This window comes from Microbacterium kunmingense, from assembly GCF_023155745.1.
Lineage (GTDB): Bacteria > Actinomycetota > Actinomycetes > Actinomycetales > Microbacteriaceae > Microbacterium > Microbacterium kunmingense.
On record NZ_JAKNUS010000014.1, the window covers coordinates 58084 to 77674 of the forward strand.

Annotated in this window: 21 protein-coding genes and 1 pseudogene; 8 read left to right on the top strand and 14 right to left on the bottom strand. The window is 64.4% G+C overall.

Going from position 1 to position 19591, the window contains the following annotated elements; all coding sequences use genetic code 11:
* Nucleotides 1-918: 918 nt before the first annotated feature.
* Nucleotides 919-1128, bottom strand: a complete 210-nt coding sequence (locus MA875_RS16335) for a hypothetical protein (protein WP_248243314.1) — start codon at nt 1126-1128, stop codon at nt 919-921.
* 220 nt (nt 1129-1348) lie between these two features.
* Here MA875_RS16335 and MA875_RS16340 point away from each other — a divergent pair, with 220 nt between their 5' ends.
* From MA875_RS16340 to MA875_RS16350, 3 genes are read left to right on the top strand one after another with little or no spacing between them, the layout of a single operon-like run.
* Nucleotides 1349-2452: a peptidoglycan-binding domain-containing protein gene (locus MA875_RS16340; RefSeq protein WP_248243315.1), complete on the top strand. Its 1104-nt coding sequence runs from the start codon at nt 1349-1351 to the stop codon at nt 2450-2452.
* 47 nt (nt 2453-2499) lie between these two features.
* Nucleotides 2500-3114: an ABC transporter ATP-binding protein gene (locus MA875_RS16345; RefSeq protein ID WP_248243316.1), complete on the top strand. Its 615-nt coding sequence runs from the start codon at nt 2500-2502 to the stop codon at nt 3112-3114.
* Nucleotides 3111-4202, top strand: a complete 1092-nt coding sequence (locus tag MA875_RS16350) for an ABC transporter permease (protein ID WP_248243317.1) — start codon at nt 3111-3113, stop codon at nt 4200-4202. Before MA875_RS16345 ends, MA875_RS16350 begins: the two co-directional genes overlap by 4 nt.
* Nucleotides 4203-4321: 119 nt before the next feature.
* On the opposite strand, the gene MA875_RS16355 is transcribed toward MA875_RS16350, so the two are convergent.
* From MA875_RS16355 to MA875_RS16380, 6 genes are all read right to left on the bottom strand, one after another.
* Complete coding sequence (locus tag MA875_RS16355) at nt 4322-5548, bottom strand: DUF6880 family protein (protein WP_248243318.1); 1227 nt, start codon at nt 5546-5548, stop codon at nt 4322-4324.
* Nucleotides 5549-5587: 39 nt separating this feature from the next.
* Nucleotides 5588-5833, bottom strand: coding sequence for a hypothetical protein (locus MA875_RS16360; RefSeq protein WP_248243319.1), 246 nt, complete (start codon nt 5831-5833; stop codon nt 5588-5590).
* On the bottom strand, nt 5830-7308 hold the full coding sequence (locus MA875_RS16365) for a recombinase XerD (protein ID WP_248243320.1): 1479 nt from the start codon (nt 7306-7308) through the stop codon (nt 5830-5832). The genes MA875_RS16360 and MA875_RS16365 overlap by 4 nt, the downstream gene beginning before the upstream one ends.
* Nucleotides 7305-7631: a helix-turn-helix domain-containing protein gene (locus MA875_RS16370; protein WP_248243321.1), complete on the bottom strand. Its 327-nt coding sequence runs from the start codon at nt 7629-7631 to the stop codon at nt 7305-7307. The genes MA875_RS16365 and MA875_RS16370 overlap by 4 nt, the downstream gene beginning before the upstream one ends.
* Before the next feature lies 1 nt (nt 7632).
* Complete coding sequence (locus MA875_RS16375) at nt 7633-8754, bottom strand: tyrosine-type recombinase/integrase (RefSeq protein ID WP_248243322.1); 1122 nt, start codon at nt 8752-8754, stop codon at nt 7633-7635.
* Nucleotides 8755-9018: 264 nt separating this feature from the next.
* Nucleotides 9019-9489: a MarR family winged helix-turn-helix transcriptional regulator gene (locus MA875_RS16380; RefSeq protein WP_248243323.1), complete on the bottom strand. Its 471-nt coding sequence runs from the start codon at nt 9487-9489 to the stop codon at nt 9019-9021.
* Nucleotides 9490-9526: 37 nt separating this feature from the next.
* Between MA875_RS16380 and MA875_RS16385 the strand changes: the two genes are divergently transcribed.
* A complete protein-coding gene (locus MA875_RS16385; RefSeq protein WP_248243324.1) occupies nt 9527-10279 on the top strand; it encodes an SDR family NAD(P)-dependent oxidoreductase in 753 nt (250 codons plus the stop codon).
* 599 nt (nt 10280-10878) lie between these two features.
* Here the strand turns inward: MA875_RS16385 and MA875_RS16395 are convergent.
* A complete protein-coding gene (locus MA875_RS16395; protein ID WP_248243325.1) occupies nt 10879-11742 on the bottom strand; it encodes a MurR/RpiR family transcriptional regulator in 864 nt (287 codons plus the stop codon).
* Nucleotides 11743-11858: 116 nt separating this feature from the next.
* On the opposite strand from MA875_RS16395, the gene MA875_RS16400 reads away from it, so the two are divergent.
* The 4 genes from MA875_RS16400 (at nt 11859) to MA875_RS16415 (ending at nt 15552) form a co-directional block, all read left to right on the top strand.
* Nucleotides 11859-12674: a YmdB family metallophosphoesterase gene (locus MA875_RS16400; protein WP_248243326.1), complete on the top strand. Its 816-nt coding sequence runs from the start codon at nt 11859-11861 to the stop codon at nt 12672-12674.
* Between the two features lie 85 nt (nt 12675-12759).
* Nucleotides 12760-13824: a cobalamin-independent methionine synthase II family protein gene (locus MA875_RS16405; protein WP_248243327.1), complete on the top strand. Its 1065-nt coding sequence runs from the start codon at nt 12760-12762 to the stop codon at nt 13822-13824.
* Nucleotides 13825-13861: 37 nt separating this feature from the next.
* Entirely contained in the window at nt 13862-14893 is a 1032-nt protein-coding gene (locus MA875_RS16410; RefSeq protein WP_248243328.1) for an isopenicillin N synthase family dioxygenase, read from the top strand.
* On the top strand, nt 14890-15552 hold the full coding sequence (locus tag MA875_RS16415) for a GPR1/FUN34/YaaH family transporter (RefSeq protein ID WP_248243329.1): 663 nt from the start codon (nt 14890-14892) through the stop codon (nt 15550-15552). The genes MA875_RS16410 and MA875_RS16415 overlap by 4 nt, the downstream gene beginning before the upstream one ends.
* Before the next feature lie 300 nt (nt 15553-15852).
* Here MA875_RS16415 and MA875_RS16420 read toward each other — a convergent pair whose 3' ends face one another.
* The 6 genes and pseudogenes from MA875_RS16420 to MA875_RS16445 all read right to left on the bottom strand — a co-directional run.
* Nucleotides 15853-16929, bottom strand: coding sequence for a CapA family protein (locus MA875_RS16420; protein WP_248243330.1), 1077 nt, complete (start codon nt 16927-16929; stop codon nt 15853-15855).
* Nucleotides 16926-17414 carry a nucleoside deaminase gene (locus MA875_RS16425; protein WP_308221546.1) on the bottom strand — a complete coding sequence of 163 codons (489 nt, stop codon included), beginning with the start codon at nt 17412-17414 and terminating at the stop codon, nt 16926-16928. The genes MA875_RS16420 and MA875_RS16425 overlap by 4 nt, the downstream gene beginning before the upstream one ends.
* 11 nt (nt 17415-17425) lie before the next feature.
* Nucleotides 17426-17938, bottom strand: a pseudogene (locus MA875_RS16430) (aldehyde dehydrogenase family protein); the annotation flags it as partial.
* Between the two features lie 292 nt (nt 17939-18230).
* On the bottom strand, nt 18231-18731 hold the full coding sequence (locus MA875_RS16435) for a hypothetical protein (RefSeq protein ID WP_248243332.1): 501 nt from the start codon (nt 18729-18731) through the stop codon (nt 18231-18233).
* Nucleotides 18732-18733: 2 nt separating this feature from the next.
* Nucleotides 18734-19219: a hypothetical protein gene (locus MA875_RS16440; RefSeq protein WP_248243333.1), complete on the bottom strand. Its 486-nt coding sequence runs from the start codon at nt 19217-19219 to the stop codon at nt 18734-18736.
* On the bottom strand, nt 19212-19591 hold a 380-nt coding region (locus MA875_RS16445), incomplete at its 5' end, for a TerC family protein (protein WP_443677189.1). The genes MA875_RS16440 and MA875_RS16445, both read right to left, overlap by 8 nt.

The following is a 19591-nucleotide window of genomic DNA, read 5'->3' on the forward strand; positions in this document are numbered from 1 at the left end:
AGTTGGTCCAGTCCGGGACTGTGTAGACGTATGCGCTGCTTGTTCTCCGGATGCTTGACCAGTTGTTGTGCGTCTGGACAGCCCCCGAGTAGTTCGGACCGAACTGGTAAGTATCACTCTGTGAGCTGTTGTAGTAGTTGGTTTGAGCGTGGTAGTCCCATGTCGCCGACGTGCGAGCCGTGGTGTACGCGTATCCTCCGCAATTCACGCCGGGGAACCCGCGATACTCCGCGGCGGCGGGGGATATGCCCACCAACAGGACCATCACACTTGCACCGAGCGCCGCCGCAGCGGCCATGCTTCGCTTCTTCACCATTCCCCCTATCAGTAGTCGCAGCTGAGGCTGGCGGAGGATACATTCGCGCCTCCGAACCACACTCCGGAAAGGGTTACGAAGGAGTAGCCGTTCCGGTTAACGGTGCCCTGCAGGCCTGTGTAGTAGCGGTCTGTGCGGTAAGCGCCGGTGGTGTTTACGAAGTTGCGTATCGCAACGTTGCCGTTGGTAAGGACCAGCTTGTGAACCGTTGAGAAGTTTGCGACTCCCGTCGAGTACAGATAGCTGCTTCCCGTGCAGGACCTCGGCCCGAGGGTGATGGAGGTTGCCGCTTGGGCAGCTACGGGTGGCGTGAGCGACAGAGCCAGGGCTATCGCCGGGGCCAGGGCGAGTAGGCGAAATCGGCGCTTTCGAGGCTTCGCCTCAAGAGGTGACGTGAGGGGCGCTACGGTCGTCTTTGGCATTAGAACCTCCTTGCGCACACAAAACTCCCGAAGTTCGGTAACCGCAATCCCTCCCGGGGGATCTTCTCCCGCTGTTCACCGCGCGTTCATCTTCGATGTGTGGCGGTGCGAGAGCGTTCCGTGCGCGAGCGATCGTCCTAGGGGAGAAGTTCGCTGAAGGAGCTCTGCGCAGTTGGCCGGTCAGATGCCGGTGGTGTCAGACATGCGCACCCAGGCTTCTTTCCCGAGCGCGCCACGGGCGGCGTCGGTTGCTCCAGGAGTCGGATCTTCGCCGGCTCTACGAAGCTCATCTTTCGCCTCGTACGAGGAGCGGCGGTCTCTGCGGATCTTGTCGGCGATTGCGAAGACGACGAATGCAGCCAGAACGGTGATCGGGATCAAAACGCTCATATTCAACGATACGTCTCTCGCGTTGAGGACGGTTCTAGTGTTCACGGAAAGTTAACGAGAAGCCTCAAGCCGAAGTCGACCCCGCCGATAGATCGCTGACGATTTGATCCGCGATGTGGCAGTCGCGGAAATTTAGCAGCCGCCGCGGCGCGCTCGCTACAGCCCACGTTCGACCAACCTGGGACGTCAGGATGTTGCTGTCACGTATGCTCCTCGCGAGATGAGTGAAGATTCGACGCAGAAGATGCCGCGAGGGCGACGGTGGATCATCGCTGGCGTCGCGACAATGGCGCTATTGATGGTCGGGGCGGGAGTTGGATGGGCTGGCGCTACGGTTCTCCGGCCGGCCGAGGATCCCTTGGAATCCACACCTTTCACGTTCTTCGCGGTGGAGCAGGGTGAGGTTGGGTCGAGTCTTTCGCTAAACACGGTCGCGGAATGGTCCTCGGTGCCCGCTGGGGCGAATCTACGTCAAGGCGTCGTCACCGGGGTTGCTGTTGCACCGGGCGATGAGGTGTCGCAGGGAAGCGTGCTCTACTCGATCGATCTTCGGCCGGTGGTGGTGGCGGCTGGGGAGGTGCCGGCGTTTCGAGCGTTGCAGGAGGGTACGCAGGGACCGGATGTCGCGCAGCTTCAGGGGATGCTAACGGCGGTCGGGCAGTATGCCGGGCCGGCCGATGGCCGCGCCGGGCCTGGCACAGTGGCGGCGATCAAAAGGTGGCAGCGCACCCTCGGGGTGCCGCAGACCGGGGTGGTGGAGCTGGGGGATGTGATCTTTGTGCCGCAGCTGCCGACCAGGGTGACGCTCGATGCGGAGACGATCGCGCGCGGGAATTCGGTGTCGCCCGGCACGGAAGTTGTACAGACCCTGGCAGCGGCTCCCCGGTTCACTATCCCGGTGACAGAGTCCCAGGCGGCGCTAATTCCTGCGGGGACACGAGTTGAAATTACCTCCCCTGAGGGTGGCATGTGGGAGGCCGTTGCTGCTGATCAGCAAGGTGATGACACCAACGGGACGGTAACAGTGACTCTCATCGGCCCAGATGACAGACCCATTTGCGGTGCTGAGTGCGGGCAGGTGCCGGTCTCCGGAGATGTGTTACTCAGCTCACGGATTGTGACTGTAGAAACCGTGGCAGGCCTGGTAGTGCCCTCTGCTGCGCTGACCTCGGACGCGTCGGGGGCCACGGCGGTGATCGTGGGTGACGAGGGTGAGCGGGTTGCGGTGACCGTCGAGGCTTCTGCGCGGGGCATGTCGGTAGTCACCGGCGTTCCGGAGGGTACTCGCGTGCGGGTGCCCGCGGATGAAAGCACCAGCCCGTGACAATACCGGACCCGCTCGCTTCCGTGCCGGCGTTAGAGGCGCGGGACGTGGTATTCGAGTACCTGCCAGGTGTTGCAGTTCTCGACGGCTGGTCGGCAGCCTTTGAGCGGGGCATGATGACCGCGTTGACCGGGCCCTCTGGGCGGGGAAAGTCGACGCTGCTGTACCTGCTGGGGTTAATGCTGAAACCCACCCGTGGCGGCATCTACGTCGACGGGGTGGCGACGAGCAGTCTCCCCGATGCGGAGCGTGCCCGGTTACGGGCTCACGATTTCGGCTTCGTATTTCAAGACGCCGCCCTGGACGCCACCCGCACAGTGTTGGACAACGTCACCGAGACCGCGCTGTATCGGCGACAGCCGGTGGCAGCGGCCCGGTCCCGTGCGCGCGAGCTTTTGCAGCGCCTAAGCGTGGACGTGCCCGCATATCGCCGGCCCGGCCAGGTGTCCGGGGGACAGGCGCAACGGATCGCATTGTGCCGCGCCCTACTGTCAGAGCCAAGCATTCTGCTTGCCGACGAACCAACCGGAAATCTCGATCCAGCAACGAGCGACGTTGTCGTCGAGACGTTACGGCAGCACGCGTCCCAGGGTGCCGCTGTAATCGTGGTCACTCACTCCCCGCAGGTCGCCGCGGCGTGTGACGTGGAGATCCGACTGTGATCGCCATCATCCGAGAAGCGGCAGCTTCCGCTCGATCCCAGCCCGTCGCGTCGGTCCTAACCGTGCTGATGGTCGCCGGGATGATCGTCGCGGTGATGCTCACCACAGGACGAACCGTTGGAGCCGAACAACGGGTGCTGGGCTCAATCGACTCCGCCGGAACCCGGTCGATAGTCGTTCGCGCCGAAACCGACGCCGGAATCACCACAGACGTCCTGAAGCGGGTCAACGGCATCGAAGGAATCGAATGGGCAGCTGCGTTGTCATCTGCAACCGACGCGACAAATATCGCCATACCCGATGGCCCTCGAACCCCGCTGCGATACGCCTATGGCGACCAGCTGTCATACCTCCGTATCCCTGCGACACCAGTCCTTCCCGGCGAGCTTGCATACGGTTCCCCCGCCGCCATGGACCGCCTCGGGCTCACCGACCGCGCGGGCGGCATAGTCCTCACCACAGGCGAGGACTATGGTGTCGGGGGTCAGCTGCAAACGCCCGATTTTCTGCTCCAGTTCGAGCCGCTTCTGATCGTTCCCGAGACACAACCCACCGGTGCGGAACCGGTCAATATCCTCGTTGTCATCGCCGAGACACCCGACCTCGTCGCCCCGGTCTCTGACGCCGTCCTCTCGGTCCTCGCTGCAACCGATCCAACGAAAGTCACGGTCGAGACATCCGAAGCCCTCGCGCAACTCCGCGCGATTGTGCAAAGCCAACTTGGGTCGTTCTCCCGCGGCCTCGTCATCGCTCTCCTCGCCCTCACCAGTGCCCTGGTGGCGATCCTCCTGTACGGCCTTGTCATGCTCCGACGGAAGGACTACGGGAGACGCCGCGCGCTCGGCGCTACTCGCGGGCTCATCATCGCTCTCCTCGTTACGCAGACTGCGATCCTGGCAGTAGCAGGAGTGGGACTCGGGCTCGCCGTCGCTACGGTGACATTGATGATCGGCGGCGAACCGCTTCCCAGCTTGGCGTTCGACACATCCCTCGCCATCCTTGCGATCGCTACCGCCTGCGTGGCCGCACTGCTCCCCGCAGTTCTCGCCAGCCGGAGAGAACCCATCAAAGAACTCCGCGTCCCTTAGCCTGCATCGGTCGGCTCGATCGACCCTCGACCTTGGGGGAGGAGGTCCATCGTCCGCGTAAACAAGAGTGCTCACCCGGCGGATTCGCAACCGGCCAGTGTTTGGCGAGGGTGGCTGGTTCAGGGGAGTTTGGCGCGGTCGAATTCTTGTTGCAGGCGTGGCCGTCGGCGGTGGGTGTCGCGTAGTTCGGCGATGAGCTCGTCGACTTCGATTGCGTGATCGGTGCCGGCTGTGAGTCGCCGCATGCGGGCGAGCCGTTTGGCGGCATCTCGATAGTTCGCGGCGCCGGCTTCCGTGAGGGTGTTCTCGACGAGTCGGCGGTGCGTGGGGAGGACGGCGATCGGGTCGATCTTCTCGTAGGCGGTGGTGAGCTGATCCCAGGTGTGGTCGCTGGTCAGGTCGAGTTGATGTGCGAGCTGCCAGGCTCGCTGCGGGTTTTTCAGGGTGGTGAGGGTGAAGGTGACCGCGTCGGCGGGGTTGGCGGCGAGAGCGTCGGTGACGGCGACTTCGTAGTCGGGCCAGTTGGGGCCGGCGGTGGCGTGGAGCCGGGAGGCGTTGAGCGCGTTCGGCCATCTCCGGAATACATAGTCGCGGGCGGCGAGCAGTTGGTCGGGGTGGTGGGTGCTGAGGAGTGTGCACCAGTATTCTGCTGCGCGCTGGGATTGGTGGCCGTGACCGAAGTCGGTGGCCTGTCGTGCCCAGTCGATCGCGAGTTCGGTTTCTCCGATCTCGTCGAATGCTTTGGCGGTGTCGTGGAACCAGGCGGCGACTTTGCGGTCTCGGGCGTGAGTGCGGATGATCGCGTCGATGTCGCGGTCGAGCACGGCCAGGCGACGCTCGTTCCATTCCAGCACCCAGCGTTCATGACGACTCGGGTCCTGCCAGGAGTCGGCGTCGGGTTTCGGAGCGAGGCGGCCCCGGATCTCGTCCAGACGGGCCCGGTAGGTGCGCAGGCCCTTGTCGCCGAGCGCGGGGGCGTAGGCGACGGGGTCGAGTTCGAAGTAGTCGACGTCGCCGTCGAACTGGAAGGTGATCATCCAGGGGACGAGTTTGCTGGGCGGGGTGCGTGCGGTGTCGGCGAGTTGAGGGTGGAGGGTGAGCAGGCGACGGCAGGCGTCACCGATGATGCCGCTGGAGTCGTCGGCGCGGGCGATCACCTTGATCGCGCTGGCCAGCGCCTTGTGGGTGACGGTATATGCCTCTGCCGGGTCGGTGGTGGGGATCGCGGCTTCGAGGACGTCGATCGCTTCGTGCATCTGCCCGCCGTGCTGGTTCGCGGCGCTCCATCGGTGCAGGTCGCTGCGAGATCGCACCAGCGGGAGCACGGCGTCGGCGAGAGCGGTCATTGGTTTCTTCTTCATCAAGAGCTGTGGGGGCGGGGCGGCCTATTCGGAGAGGGGCGGGTAGCCGCCGTCCAGGTGGGGGAGGGTTTCCATCCAGGTCATTGCGTTGAGGGCGTGGTCGAGGGAGCCGATCGCGGCGTCGAGTGCTGTGGTCGCGTCGGGCCAGTCGGTGTTGTAGCTGTCCTGTGTCATGACGACGCGGCCCTGCTCTTGCAGTCGGATCAGCTGCTGCAGGCTCTCTTTGACGTTCTCGCGGATGTCGGCGGCGGAGACAGGCTGGGTGCTCATGCGGTGGGGATTCCGATCGTGTGGGTGGTGCGGAGTGTGGCGTAGTCGAGGAAGGTGGCGCCGGCGTTGCGGCGGTGTTTGTCGGTGATGGTGTAGCTGTAGTTCAGCGAGTCGGCGACCACGGGTGCGGGGAGGTCGATCACGAGGGCTCGGAGGGCGGCGTTGCGGGCGCCGCGGAGGTCGATGCCCGCGTCGCGGAGCTTGTTCATGATCGTGTTCTGGTGCAGGTGCTGACCGGGGCGACGGCCGGGGAACAACCGGGGGCTGTCGCGGTGAGCGGCGGTGTTCTGATTCGGCGGTGCCGCCAGATGGTCCCGGACAATCGCAGCGAACGGGGCGGGGATGGTGAGCGCGTCGCCGGTGAAGGTGACGGTGAGCAGGCCGTGTTCGTCGCGGATCTGGTGGCGCCGCATCCCGGCGATCCGGGCCAGCGGTTGCGCGTAGAGGAGCAGCAGCAGTGCGGCGACGCGTTCATCGGTTGCGAGCTGGTCGTTGGGGACGAGGAGGCGGGCGATGTGCCCGAGGCGTTGCTGCTGGGTGATGACCGGCTCAGTCCGCGCCACTCGGTAGGGGAAGACGACGGGCGGGAGGTGCCGGTGCGCGCTCGCCCAGCGCACGAAGCCGCGGGCCAGGCTCCGTGTCGTGGGGCCGGTTGCGAGCCAGTCGTCGACGCAAGCCTGCGTGCAGGTCGCCGGCGTGAGGCCGCTGGCGCGGATGTGCTGAACGAACTCCAGGGCGACGGTGGTGGATTGCTTCGCGGCGAGGAAGGTGCCCTTCTTCAATGCGCCGGTGCCGGCGAGGTGCTGCATCCGGTTCAGGTGAACCCAGCGGGCATACTGCCGGATCAGCCGGGCGTCGGCGGGGTCCGCGGTGCGGAGTTTGCCATCGAGCCAGGTCTGAAATCGTTCGATGTCGAGGGAGACCGGTTCGAGCAGCCCGTGTTCGATGCAAAGCTCGCGGAGGAACGCAACCTTGCTGGGATGGGCGTGCTCGGTGAATGTGGCGTGCTGGAGCGGGACGGTCCCGCGGGCAAGGTCTTGCAGCAGCTTCGTGGCGTGCGGGTTGACGGTCAGCCAGGTGCGGGCGCTGCGGGCATGCGTCTGCTGCGTCAACGCGGTGAACAACGGCAGCAGTGTCGGGCTGACCTGTCCGGTGGTGTCGGTAAGCAGCGCGGTGAGGTCATCGGACAGGCAGCAGTGCGCGCAGAGCCCGACGCGGACGGGTTCATCTTCGCGGCCGCAGCGGGTGCAGTGGAAGTCTTTCGGGATTCCCGCGCAGACGGTGCAGGACGGGCGCCCGTCGACCAGCCCAGGGAGGAGGCGTTGCTCGCCGCAGCCGGTGCAGGTGCCGTGGGTGCGGGTGGCGCGCTGGTAGCAGCAGCGACAGACCGATCCTTCCGGCCAGGTGACCGCGAACCGTACCCCGGTGCGCGTGCAACGCGCGCACTCACGAGGCGGACGAGTCGTGACGGTCATTGGGGTTTCCGGATCCGGGCGCGGACGGGACGAAACGCGCCGGCCGCCGGAGCTGTGCCGCTGGTGCCGGTGGCGCGGTCGGGTGTGGCCTGGACGGTGATGGGGCAGAGCTCCTCGAAACTGCAGTCTAGGGTGTCGAGGATCGCGCCGAGCAGGTTCAGGTTCATCCGTTCCGGGGTGCCGCCGACGAGCCGGTAGATCTGCGAGTCGGAGAGGTGGATGCCGCGGTCGCTGAGGTGCGGGATGAGGTCGGAGATGGTGTTCATGCCGCGAGCGGCCATCAGTTCCCGCAACCGCCACCCGTGCTCGATCCGTCGCTGCATCTCAGTTCTCCTTCGCGATCGCTTGAGCGGCCATCCGTGCGATCGCGTCGTCGACGACGCGGGCGCGGTAATCGGGGGAGAGGCCGGTGTAGATCGAGGTGGTGGAGGCGTGCTCGTGTCCCACCTGCTGCTGGACGAAGAACGCGTCGTAGCCGTCCTCGATGAGGTGGGTGACGTAGGAACGACGCAGCGAATGGAAGTCCAGATCGTCATCGAGCCCTGCTTCGCGTTTGACCTCGTTGAACGCCCGGGACAGCGAATCCGCCGCGATGACATTGCTGCGCTCGCTCGGCCAGAGCGCCGTGGACCTGGGCGGGGCGACCAGCGGCCGGACCTGCTCGCGCCATTCGCTGAGGCACTCGACGATCCAGTCGAACTCGGGGAGGGTGAGCACGGTGCGCCGTTTCGGGGGAGCGCCGCGCATCGCCTTCCCGTGTCGGACGTAGACGATCCCGACATCCCCGAACTGACGCGCCCGTGGGTTGGCGGCCAGATCGACCAGATCGAGCTGGCGGACCTCGTTGCGACGCAGCCCCCAGGCATAGGCGGTCTTCATGATCGTCGCGATCCGGAACGCCGCCACCCAGCCCTTCGCGCCGGCGCGGCGGATCCGCATCACCCGATCGTCGGCGCAGTCGAACAGGTCCTGGATCTCGTCCCGGGTGTAGGGGCGTTTGCCGGGTTCGGCCATCGCGGCCTGGGAATGGCGGGCGGAGTTCCACTCGTGCAGCAGCTGCGTCGGATGGTCCCCGAACCGATCCCAGCACTGCTGCACCCAGCCGTAGGCAGGATCGGTCAGATACTCCAGAAACATGCGCAACGCGTTCTGATAGCCCAGCACCGTGGAATGCGATGCGCCGTGGAGCGCCCGCAGCTCGAGGAAGAACTCGTCCACCACAGGCGTCGACCACGACCACGGATAGCAGTCCGCGAATGCCCGGAACCGGGTCACGATCGAGCGCCGCTTCTCGACCGTCGAGGCCGCCAGGTTCCGCGCGATCTGCTGCGCGGTCCAGCCGTCCAGCATCGCGACCCACACGCTCTCCTCAGCGTTCAGGACCGCGATCGACGCCCGCAGATGCGCGGGAACTGCACCCGGAGCGACGAGAGAAGGAATTCGCATATCACGCGAAAGATTCGCAGAAAACGCGAACTGCTGTCAAGCCCGCACAGTAAACCCCAGATCATCATGAGCGTTCGCACATCCAACCGCGGGCGGTCCGACCGTCTCAGACACACGGAAGCGTGCACAGCGCAGCGACGACTTCCGCGCGCCGAAGGGGAGGTCGAGCCAACCGGCCAATTCGCGGCAGATGCGAAGATGCCGTACTATTATTGACATAATAGATATTATCGGTGCGCGCTCAGCATTGTGGTCGGCTGCAGCTCAGCTTCCAAGCGTGAGCTTCCCAAGTAGCTTCATCAGGTCAAGAAGCTCATCGTCCGTCAACGCGGAAACGAGTTGGTCGTCGACGGCGAGGACACGATCAACCGCCCGCTCAATCTCGGCATGACCGGCTGCAGTGAGTTCGACAAACACAATGCGCGCGACTCCCGGGGTCCGGCGCACAAGACCCTCACGCTCAGCGCGTGCTACGCGCTGGGAGATCGCGCCGGCACTAACGAGCGTTAGCGCCGTGATATCGCGGGTAGTGAGTCGGTACGGCGGGCCAGACCTACGCAAGGTGCTCAACAGGTCGAGAGTGGCCTCGTCGATCCCGAGCTCATGGAGCACCCGGGCCCTCTCGCGACGAAGCAGGGTCGCCGTCCGCTTCAACGCGGTAACAACGGGAATCGAACGCGTCGGAGTCGCTGGTCGCTCGCGACGCCACGCCGCGGCGATGTCGGCCGGATTCACATCGAGTCCTCTATGTATAAGTTACGTTTAGATCTAAATGTACAGTTCTGACGGGCTAGAGAGGAAGAGAGTGGTGAGGAAAGCGGTCTTGATCACCGGCGGGAGTCGGGGCATCGGCTACGCGATTGCACGTGGCTTCGCTGCGCAAGGAGATGCAGTCACAATCACAGGGCGAGACGCCACTACGCTCGCGAAGGCAGCAGAAGCCATCGGTGCCCGAGCACTAGTCGCAGATGCGGACGACGCAACCGCACTCCAGGCGCTCGGTGCGTTCCCGCACGGACTCGATGTACTCGTCAATAACGCGGGCGGATTCGCAACACCACCGCCTCCGGTTGATGCGGGCCTGAGTGAGCTCGGAGAGTACTGGATGGCCGGTCTGCGTCGGAACCTTCTCGGAGCGGTCCTAACGACCGCTGCCGTCGAGCCGATCATCATCGCCGGAGGGAGCATCATCAGCGTTGGGTCGATAGGAGGCGAGTACGCCTCGAATCCATACTCTGTCGCGAAGGCCGCCATCTCAGCATGGAACGTGGGGTTGTCAGAACGCGTCGGCCCGAGAGGCATCACTGCAAACGTGATCGCTCCGGGTTACGTCGAGGGGACATCACTTTTCGGAGGCCCTCTTCCCAAGGAGCGCCTCGCGGACCTCATCGGACGAACGCACGTAAAGCGTGCCGCAACGACGGCCGATATCGCCGCCACGGCGCTGTTCCTTGCCTCTGACGGTGCGCGGCACCTCACAGGTCAGGTCATTCACGTCAACGGCGGCGCCCACACTACGCGCTGACTCACTCCCCTACCGTGAGGTCTCCTCGAGCTGCTTGATCCGAGCCGCATCACTTGTCGTCGTGTCGGTCAGTGGTCGCCGATGTTGCCGCTGCCCCCGATCTTGTGCAGCTCGGTTGGCGAGAGCGAGTGAGGCTGGTTACGACGGCCTTGACGCCTCGGACTCCTCCTCGACCCGACCGCGATCGGCCGGCTCATTGACGTCACCGCGGATCTCGACAGGGTTCTAGTCGGCTCGACTGGCGGATCGTCGCTGACCATGCCCGGGTCTGGGCGCGTGGGAGCACGATCACCGACCCGACGCATGTCGAGACCGCAAGGCGGTTGCGGCAGCAGTTCCAGACGCCCCGATCTACCGTCGGATGACCTCACAAGGGATCTCGCCGACTACGATCGGGCGCCGCAACTATCTCGCCTTTACTTTGCAGAAACGCACAGGGTGGCTGTGACCGGGCTCCAGCTATTTTCCGATGAAACGATCTCCTCCGATACGCTGTTGGCGCTCTCCAAGCAGCCGCGGTGGGTGATCGCCTCCCGGTGCCGCTTGCAGACTTTGGGTGATACGCCAGGATCTTCGCTCGGCTTGTAGCGCGTGATCAATCACAGCCTGTGTTCGCTCATGGATTCAAGTGTTAGTTGTGTCGCATAGCGGGCACGTTCGGGGTCGCCTGCAGCGGTAACTGCGTGAAGGCCGTCAAGGACTGCAAGGTGCGCGAAACGGCTGGCCATCGCCTCGATCTGGAAGGCCGTCTCGGCGGAACCCGCCACGATGGCGATGTCGACGAGAGCGGTGAGGGGTGAGCGCAGGTAGCTGGTCACTGCGATCGTGGTTGCTCCCGACGCTTTCGCAGCAGACACTACAGATAGCGTTTCTCGGGTCTGACCCGTGTGGCTGATGGACACGCACACGTCTTCGGGGCGCAAGAGTCTTGCCGCGACGTGTTGCAGAAGTGCGTCCCCGGGGCCTTCGGCGTGTCTTCCGATTGTTTTGAATCGGTAGGCCATGTCCTGAGCAAGTGGGGCTGACGTCCCGACGCCGACGAAGAGTACGTGGCGGGCAGCGTTCAAGGATTCCGCCGCACGCTCGAACGCCGTGTAGTCGAGGTTAGCGCTTGCATCCGTGATCGCCTCAGCGCAGGCACGAAGGACCGCTACACAGGTCGCGCTCGGTGAGCCCGCGTGATGCTGGTGGGGAGTGCTGAGGGAGGAAGTCTCTGCCGCTAGCCGTAGTTTCAGGTCTTGAAAGCCCCGCAGGCCGAGATCTTGAGCGAATCGTACGACGCTGCCCACGGATGTACCTGTCAGCGAGGCAAGATCGCTGACCGTCATCCGGATCACCCTTGACGGATCTTCAAGGAGCACACCAGCGATTGACCTGGCCGTTCTCGACAGCGATGGAGCCAAGGCTCTGATCTTGGGGAGGAGCAGCTCCCGCTCTTCCGGTAACCCCGCGGGTATAGCCATGCATCGATCAAACCATGATCAGAATTCCACTCCGAACGAAACCTTGGTTGGAATATTCATCAGTCGTTAAGGAATCTTGCTGAACGTAGTTCCAATCTGGGCGTTACCGTTTCCATATGGAATCCAGCCGGATACTTGCGGTCGGAGATGTTGTGGGGCCTGAAGCGGCCAAATGGCTCGCCGGCCGACTTCCACAACTGCGGCAACAGCACGACGCTAACTGGGTGGTAGTCAACGCGGAGAACAGCGCAGTCACGGGTCCTTCCCCGATGAATGGGTTTGGGATGACAGCCGACATCGTCGACATGCTCATCGACGCTGGAGTAGACGTCGTCACCGGCGGAAACCATTCCTGGGACGGACCCGACGTTGATCAGGTATTTGCTCACCCTCGCGTGCTACGACCGTGGAATCTCAACGAGACACGCGGCCAGGGACTGATCACCGTCGAGCGGGCTGGGTCCGTCCTGACCGTAGTGAATCTCCTCAGTCCTACCGCCGCTCTCCCCGGGATGCTTTCACCTGTTCCCGAACCGCTCTGGCCGGCCTGGCAAGCGCTAGAGCGCAGTGGGAACCTTCGAGGCGCGGTCCTCATCGACTTGCACGGTGAATCACCGTGGGAGAAGGCATCGTTTGCGACAGCCGTTGACGGAAAAATCACTGCTCTGGTCGGAACTCATACCCACGACCCCACTCTTCGCGGTCACATCCTCCCCAAAGGAACCGGTTACGTCACTGAACTGGGCATGACGGGTCGGCTCGGCTTCACGGGTGGAGGCTTCGACCCGGTTCATTTTGCCCATGAGTTCCGCAACGAAGGCACCAGTGAACTTCCGCCATACGAACTCGCTACCGGTCGGCTAACCCTGGGAGCAGTCGTTCTCAGCGTGTCTGCCGCCGGCAAGACCACACACATCGAACGCCTCAGTTGATAGGGACACCATGCGCACTAGCACTAACCGTATCCTCACCACCCACACTGGAAGCCTGCCACGCCCTCCGTTCCTGGCGAACGCAATGGTCGAAAAGGAGACCGAGAAGGAAATCGAGCTCTCTGAAGACCAACTACGAGAACTTGTAACTGAGGCGGTCGACGACGTTGTGGGACGCCAGGTTGACCTTGGGTTAGACATCGTCAGCGACGGCGAAATGAGCAAGATCGGCTACTCCACCTATGTAAAGGAGCGCCTCACCGGCTTCGATGGCGAGGCCGGGGCGCTTGAACTCGCCGACCTCGCGGACTACCCCGAGCTCCTCGCTCGTTCTCTGAATGGGCTGGTTACAACTACGCCGGCTTGCACGGGCCCCATCAGCTACAACGGGCAGGTCCAGCTGCAACACGACCTCGACGCCTTCACAGCCGCGCTGCAAGCGCACCACGTACCGGACGCGTTCATACCAGCCGCCTCGCCGGGGGTAATCGCCATCTTCCTGGCGAATCAGTACTACGAGAGCCAGCAGGATTACCTTGCCGCTCTCGCTGACGCAATGGCAGTCGAGTACCGGGCAATCGTGGACGCGGGGTTCATCTTGCAGATCGATTGCCCAGATCTGGCCATGGGGCGGCACATCGGCGTCGCGCCGAAGCGCGTTGACGACTTCATTGCCGAGATCGAGCTGAACGTAGTGATGCTCAACCGTGCCCTGGAAGGCATCGATCCTACCCGCGTAAGAGTCCATCTCTGCTGGGGAAACTACGAAGCGCCCCACCACCACGATATCGACCTCGTTGACATCCTGCCGACCGTCCTGAAGATCCAAGCCCAGGGGATCGTGCTCGAAGCATCCAACCCACGGCATTCCCATGAGTGGCGCGTATTCGAGAAGATTCGCCTCCCCGAAGACAAAGTTCTGATCGTCGGAGTGATCGACACCTCCAGCAATTACATCGAGCACCCTGCCGTGGTTGCCGAGCGGATCACTCGTTACGCGAGCGTAGTCGGCCGCGAAAGGGTGATTGCAGCCACCGACTGTGGGTTCGCTACCTTCGCCAGCTTCCTGCCCGTAGAACCCCGCATCGCGTGGGCCAAGCTCGCTTCTCTCACTGAAGGAGCTCGCCTGGCCAGCCATCAGCTCTGGTAAGACCCTCCCTCATCTCCTATCCGACAGGACGCCCGAAATGACAACCCAAGACACACTGAACCTGCCCCTCCTACACCTCGCCGACTTCAGCGAAGACGAAACGTCCCCCGCTGCCGAACGCTTCGTTGAGCAACTTCGGACCACCTGCCACGAGGTTGGCTTTTTTTACCTCGTCGGTCACGGCGTCCCCACACAGCTGAACGATGATCTGCAGCGCGTTTCAAAAGAGTTCTTCTCCCAGCCTGTTGAAGAGCGGATGGCAATCGCCATGGACAACTCGCCGCACTTCCGGGGGTATACCCCATTCAAAGGTGAGCAAACCAACGGGCAATCGGACCTCCGCGACGAGATCGACTTCGGTCCCGAGCGGGCCGCCGTCCCTAACAGCACAGTGCCCTATGAGCGCCTCATAGGTCCCAACCAGTTCCCCGACTCCGTCCCTGAACTGCGATCTGTTGTACTGGCGTGGCAGAGGGAGATGGACAGGCTCGGCCGGACGGTCCTGCGCGCTGTGGCCCGCGCGCTCGGCCAAGATCCCGCGATCCTCGAAGACTGGGTATCGCCGCACGCGGAGGACACCATCAAACTCGTCCGGTACGCGGCGCCTACAGAAGAGGACAACAGCAATCAAGGCGTCGGCCGACACCGGGATTTCGGCATCCTTACATTCGTCCTTCAAGACGAGGTCGGTGGGCTCGAAGTGGAAAGGGAGGGGGATCTCGTTTCCGCGGTCCCAGTACCCGGCGCCTTTGTCGTCAACTTAGGCGAGATGCTGCAACTTCTCACGCACGGCTACTTCAAAGCCACGGTGCATCGGGTCGTCAGCCCGCCCACGGGCATCGAGCGGTATTCCTGTATCTACTTCTTCAATCCCCGCCTGGATGCGACCCTCTCACCGCTTAATCTCCCCACGGCCTTGCAACGAAACGCGCCCGGAGGAGAGAGCGACGATGCCAGCAACCCGATCCTCGCCACCTACGGCGAGAACATCCTCAAAGTGCGACTGCGCGCCCACCCCACGACCGCCCGGGCACACCACGCCGACCTACTCCAGGAGTCACCCGCATGAGTACCCTGAGCCACACCGAGATCACAGACGGTGAGATCGACCCGTTTACCACCCGGAACCTGCCGGTCGCGGCGACTCCTACGCCCACCGGCAACCCTGGGCTCGTAGGTATCCCACTGACCATCGCCGGGGCGGTAGGCCTCGGCCTCGCAAACATCGGATTCTTCCCGGCCGCCGCCGCGGGCTCAATCCTGCCGACGATACTGACCGCGACCGCAATCGGCCTGCTGATCACAACCATCTGGGCGGCGGCGCTGGGTCAAAACCTTTCTGCCAGCCTCTTCGGGGTGTTCTTCGGCTTCTATGCAAGCTACGCCGCGCTGGCGTTGGGGCTCATCAACGGCTGGTTTGGCATCGCTCCGGCGGATGTTCAGACCGCGCAAGTTACATGGTTCCTGAGCTGGATCATCACACTCGTGCTTTTGACGATCACAACGCTCAGCTTTCCTTGGACCTACACCCTTCTGCTCGTTCTGGTGGATATGGCTTTGATCGTGCTCCTGTGGGGTCTCGTGGGCTCCAACACGACCGTGACCTACACGGGCGGCGTACTGGTCTTTCTCTTTATTGCTCTCGCGTCTTATTTGTACGTCGATGCCATGGAACGGGAAGCGGGCAAGCCGGGCCTGCCGGTTGGCGCCCCGCTCAGAAAAGTGTGAAGCCACATCTCATGACACTCCGCGCTGACTGACCAACAGCCGAGCGCTCCTCGTGCGCACAATGCGTGTGTGCGAGGTTGCGCGGCGAATGATTGAAAAATTGCGCGTACTCACCCAATTCAGACTGCATGTCCGTAGCGGCAATCCAAGGATGCGCGCGGCCAAATGGTGGGTGCTCCGCACGAATGTCGGCTCAATCCGGTTCTGCCAGTGCCACCAGTGAAGGGTTTGCTGCACCGCGCAGCACGATAGCGCCCGGGAGGAATCGTCTGGGCGTTTCCCGCTCGGCGTGATGCTGCGTCAGCTCTCGAGCGGCCTCGCGACAAATTCCCCGCCGATCTCGACGAGATCCGTACCGAACCGCCGCCGTGACTCTGACCGCACGTTCCGAGCGACGGCCGCGGCATCGGCGGCGTCGAGCAGCGCCGGACGCCCATCCGGTTCGGTCTCGATCGGGACGACCTGCAGCGAAACCGATCCGTTGTCGGCGACGTCAACGACCGATACGTAGGCGTCCCGGACGAACGCGTCATAGATGGCGAGGATCTCCGGCGTCGCGTGGTCGGGATCTCGCGGCTGCTGCGCGATGAAGTTGCCCGGCGAGTAGACGATCGGAGCTCCCCGGTAGAGCTCTACGCCCTGTGGGGCGTGGGCGTGGTGCCCGAGCACGGCGCCCGCTCCCGCGTCGACAAGGGCATGCGCGAGCGGGCGCTGATACTCCGCCATGTCCGTGCCAAAGCCCCAGCCCCAGTGGACAGACACGATGACGAGGTCCACGTCCGCGGCGAGCTCACGGACGTCCGTGAGCAGACGCTCGCGGTCCTCGGCGCGGGGCGTTGTGCGGATGCGCGGCGGCACGCCCGGCTCTTCAAGTTGGTACTCGCCGTTCACCTCCCAGGCGGTGTCGATGTGCACCGAGGCGACGCCGGGGCGCTGGGGACCAGCGGCAGCTCCGAGCGGGATGAGGCACGTGCGCGGGATGATCCCGATACGCTTCCCGCCTGCCTCGAGTACGGCCGGGCGCTCGGCCTCGTCGCGGTTCTCTCCCGCGCCGATGGCGCGAATGCCAAGGCTTTCGATCCGCTGGCGTGTGTCATCAAGCGCTTCCCAGCCGTAGTCCGACGAGTGGTTGTTAGCGAGCGTGGCGACCGTCAGGCCGTAGGGAACTAGCTCGGTGACGAGCTCGGGGCGAGCGCGGAAGTTGAGCACGCGGTCGGACGGATGTCCGACGTCCGAGAACGGTAGCTCGACGCTCGATACCACGACGTCGGCGCTCGACAGAAACTGCTTCAAGGCTTGGACTCTGGGGTCCGGACGGCAGTCCGCGTCGGCCCTAGTGAGGACAATGTCGCCGGTTGCGATGATGCGGACGCTCATACGACGGATCCGGTGGTCCGGCGCGCGTTCCACGCCGCGAAGGGTTCTCGAGCGAGTGTCGGCGGGATGTCGCCGCGCACGACATAGGTCGGGGCGGCCTTCCTCCACTGACCCTGCATGCCCGTAGCACGGGACGAGGCGGGGAAGCCCATCTCGGCGGCCTCCGCGCTGGAGGCCGCGAACACCATACGCTCGACATTGGTGACGACACCGGTTGCCTGGCACATCACGCAGGGCTCGCAGCTCGTGTACACAACGGCGCCGGAAAGGTCCTCCGTGCTGAGGGTCGCGCAGGCGGCGCGGATGGCCTGCACCTCGGCATGCTCGGTCGGATCACCACTCGCGAGCGCGGTGTTGACGCCTTCGGCGATGATCCGTCCGTGCAGCACAATGATCGCCCCGAACGGGCGCTGGCCCGTCGCCGCGTTTGTCTCGGCCAGCTGCACAGCGGTCTCAAGGAGCTGACGCTCCGTCATGTCCTCCATGCCTGTCGCCTCTATCGCCCGGCGAACGGACTCGGCCGATCCGACGTGCGAATCTGCATCGTGCGGTACTCGGTGAACTCGCGGTAGCCTTCAAACCCCGCGTCGCGACCGTAGCCAGACGCTTTGACGCCTCCGAAAGCGAGCTGCGGGGAACCGTCCGTGCACGTATTCACCCAGATTGTCCCCGCCTCGAGCCGTCGGCCAAGATTCACGCCCCGATCAAGGTCGGTGGTCCACAGCGAGTGCGCGAGGCCGTACGGCGTCGCGTTCACGAGCCCCACCGCCTCGTCGTCCTCGTCGAACACCGTTACCGCGAGCACCGGGCCAAAGACCTCTTCGCGGAAGAGAGGGGAGGACGGGTCGACGCCCGAGATGATCGTGGGTGGATAGAACGCGCCGTCCGCGAGGTCGCCGCCGGGAACTTGTCCACCGATCTCGAGCACTCCGCCGGCGGCGACGGCCGCGTCGACCACGGCGGCTACCGCATCGCGGTGGGCGGGGTGGATGAGCGCGCCGAGGTCGGTCGCTGCCGGTTCTGGCCTCGAGGGTGCGCTGGAGTACCTCGTTCAGGATCCTGACGGTTACCTCATCCGGCTGATTCAGATCCTGGAAAGCCCGCCACCACGCGCCGCGGCACACAACCCGGGCGGATCACCTCGCGAAGCGCGACGCCACGGCGCATACTGAAGTCACCACTCAGCGATGAGAGGTGAACCGCCGGTACCCGACTGGCTCCCGACGAAGACCTTGCTGCGTGCCGTGGACGCCGAGGCTTGTTCCCACAGACAAGTCTCGGCGTCTCCGCGTTCGCCCCGTTCAGTGGCCGGAAACTCCGACCTCCACGTCGAGCGGGTGACCGTAGTGGAGAAGGAGCAGCCCGTCCCCCGGTCGCGGATGATCAGCGACGTCAAGGCGCCGCAGGGCTCTCCTTGTCAGCGGCCGGAGCTGAGCCGGGGTGAGGGGAAGACCCACATCGTGGGCCGTGGCGAGGGCGACAGCTGCTGCATCTTCGTGACGGTGACGATACGCCCGGGCGAGGATGACCGGGTTGAGACGAAGACGGATCGGGGTCGGGGAACCCAGGACGTCCAGGGTCGCGGTGTCACTGCCCAGAAGGCGCGCAATCTCGAATAGTTGGCGTGCGGGGATGTCGTCGGCGGGCGAGATGACGACAATGCGATGGATTTCGTCGGCATCGGCGATTCGCAGCCCGAAACGGGGGGCGTCACCTGTGCGTGGGCGAAGCTCGGCCAGGAGCCATTCTGCGTCCGAGGCGGTGAGGATCAGCCGTTCCGGGGTGTCATGATGCTCCGCCAACCTCAGGGCACCTCCGCCCGGCACGGCCCCTGGGTGAGGTGCACGCGGGCGCCCCAGTCGTCGACAGGAACCCACACCGTCTGAAGGGGGTCGCTCTGAACGCTCCTCGTGGCTGTCCAGAAGGGCCCCCCGTCGACGGTGAGGCAGTGGCCGGGATCGATGGCGACGGTGTTGGTGAGCCCGGTGAGCAGGGCCCTCTCCCCCGGCGGGACGGTGAGAGTTGCTTGGCCGCCGTCGGCGTTGGTGGTCTGGACGGTGACGGGGAGGTCTCCGGCGTTGCGGAGACTTCCGCACCCCGGGATCGGGCCGCCGCAGTCTCCCCGGCCGGGCACGATGAACGCTGCTCCTAGGAGAAGGATGGCGATTCCGATCGGGATCCCGAAAAGGGCGAGGGGGTGGCCTCGACCGCCCCGCCGCGGCGTGGGGGTTTCCTCCGGGGTCGGGGGCGGCGCCGGGGTCGGGACGGTCGAGGGGTTACGGTCAGCCACGGGAGGATTCCTTCCGCGTGGTGCGACGGGTACGGAAGACCGGCTCGAGTTCGGCGATTTCTTCCTCGGTCGCAATTCGGAACGCACCCGCTGGGTCGACGTGGATTGCGCGGCGTCCCTGACCGCGGGTCGCGATGAGCGAGGCGGTGATGGCGATCGCGATGATCGCGGCGACGACCGCGAGCGACACGAGGGTCGGGATCTTCACGACGTCGAGCAGGGCCATCTTCACGCCGACCCAGACGAGCACGAACGCGAGCCCGATCTTGAGGTAGCGGAAGCGGTGGATGAGGTCGGCGAGGAGGAAGTACATCGCCCGAAGCCCCAGGATCGCGAACGCGTTGGCGGTGAAGACGAGGAACGGCTCACTGG

Bases quoted from the DNA above. Each gene is read 5' to 3' on its own strand.
- MA875_RS16335 (WP_248243314.1), bottom strand. From the start codon at position 1,128: ATGAGCGTTTTGATCCCGATCACCGTTCTGGCTGCATTCGTCGTCTTC.
- MA875_RS16340 (WP_248243315.1), top strand. From the start codon at position 1,349: ATGAGTGAAGATTCGACGCAGAAGATGCCGCGAGGGCGACGGTGGATC.
- MA875_RS16355 (WP_248243318.1), bottom strand. From the start codon at position 5,548: ATGACCGCTCTCGCCGACGCCGTGCTCCCGCTGGTGCGATCTCGCAGC.
- MA875_RS16360 (WP_248243319.1), bottom strand. From the start codon at position 5,833: ATGAGCACCCAGCCTGTCTCCGCCGCCGACATCCGCGAGAACGTCAAA.
- MA875_RS16365 (WP_248243320.1), bottom strand. From the start codon at position 7,308: ATGACCGTCACGACTCGTCCGCCTCGTGAGTGCGCGCGTTGCACGCGC.
- MA875_RS16370 (WP_248243321.1), bottom strand. From the start codon at position 7,631: ATGCAGCGACGGATCGAGCACGGGTGGCGGTTGCGGGAACTGATGGCC.
- MA875_RS16375 (WP_248243322.1), bottom strand. From the start codon at position 8,754: ATGCGAATTCCTTCTCTCGTCGCTCCGGGTGCAGTTCCCGCGCATCTG.
- MA875_RS16385 (WP_248243324.1), top strand. From the start codon at position 9,527: ATGTACAGTTCTGACGGGCTAGAGAGGAAGAGAGTGGTGAGGAAAGCG.
- MA875_RS16395 (WP_248243325.1), bottom strand. From the start codon at position 11,742: ATGGCTATACCCGCGGGGTTACCGGAAGAGCGGGAGCTGCTCCTCCCC.
- MA875_RS16400 (WP_248243326.1), top strand. From the start codon at position 11,859: ATGGAATCCAGCCGGATACTTGCGGTCGGAGATGTTGTGGGGCCTGAA.
- MA875_RS16405 (WP_248243327.1), top strand. From the start codon at position 12,760: ATGGTCGAAAAGGAGACCGAGAAGGAAATCGAGCTCTCTGAAGACCAA.
- MA875_RS16410 (WP_248243328.1), top strand. From the start codon at position 13,862: ATGACAACCCAAGACACACTGAACCTGCCCCTCCTACACCTCGCCGAC.
- MA875_RS16415 (WP_248243329.1), top strand. From the start codon at position 14,890: ATGAGTACCCTGAGCCACACCGAGATCACAGACGGTGAGATCGACCCG.
- MA875_RS16420 (WP_248243330.1), bottom strand. From the start codon at position 16,929: ATGAGCGTCCGCATCATCGCAACCGGCGACATTGTCCTCACTAGGGCC.
- MA875_RS16425 (WP_308221546.1), bottom strand. From the start codon at position 17,414: ATGGAGGACATGACGGAGCGTCAGCTCCTTGAGACCGCTGTGCAGCTG.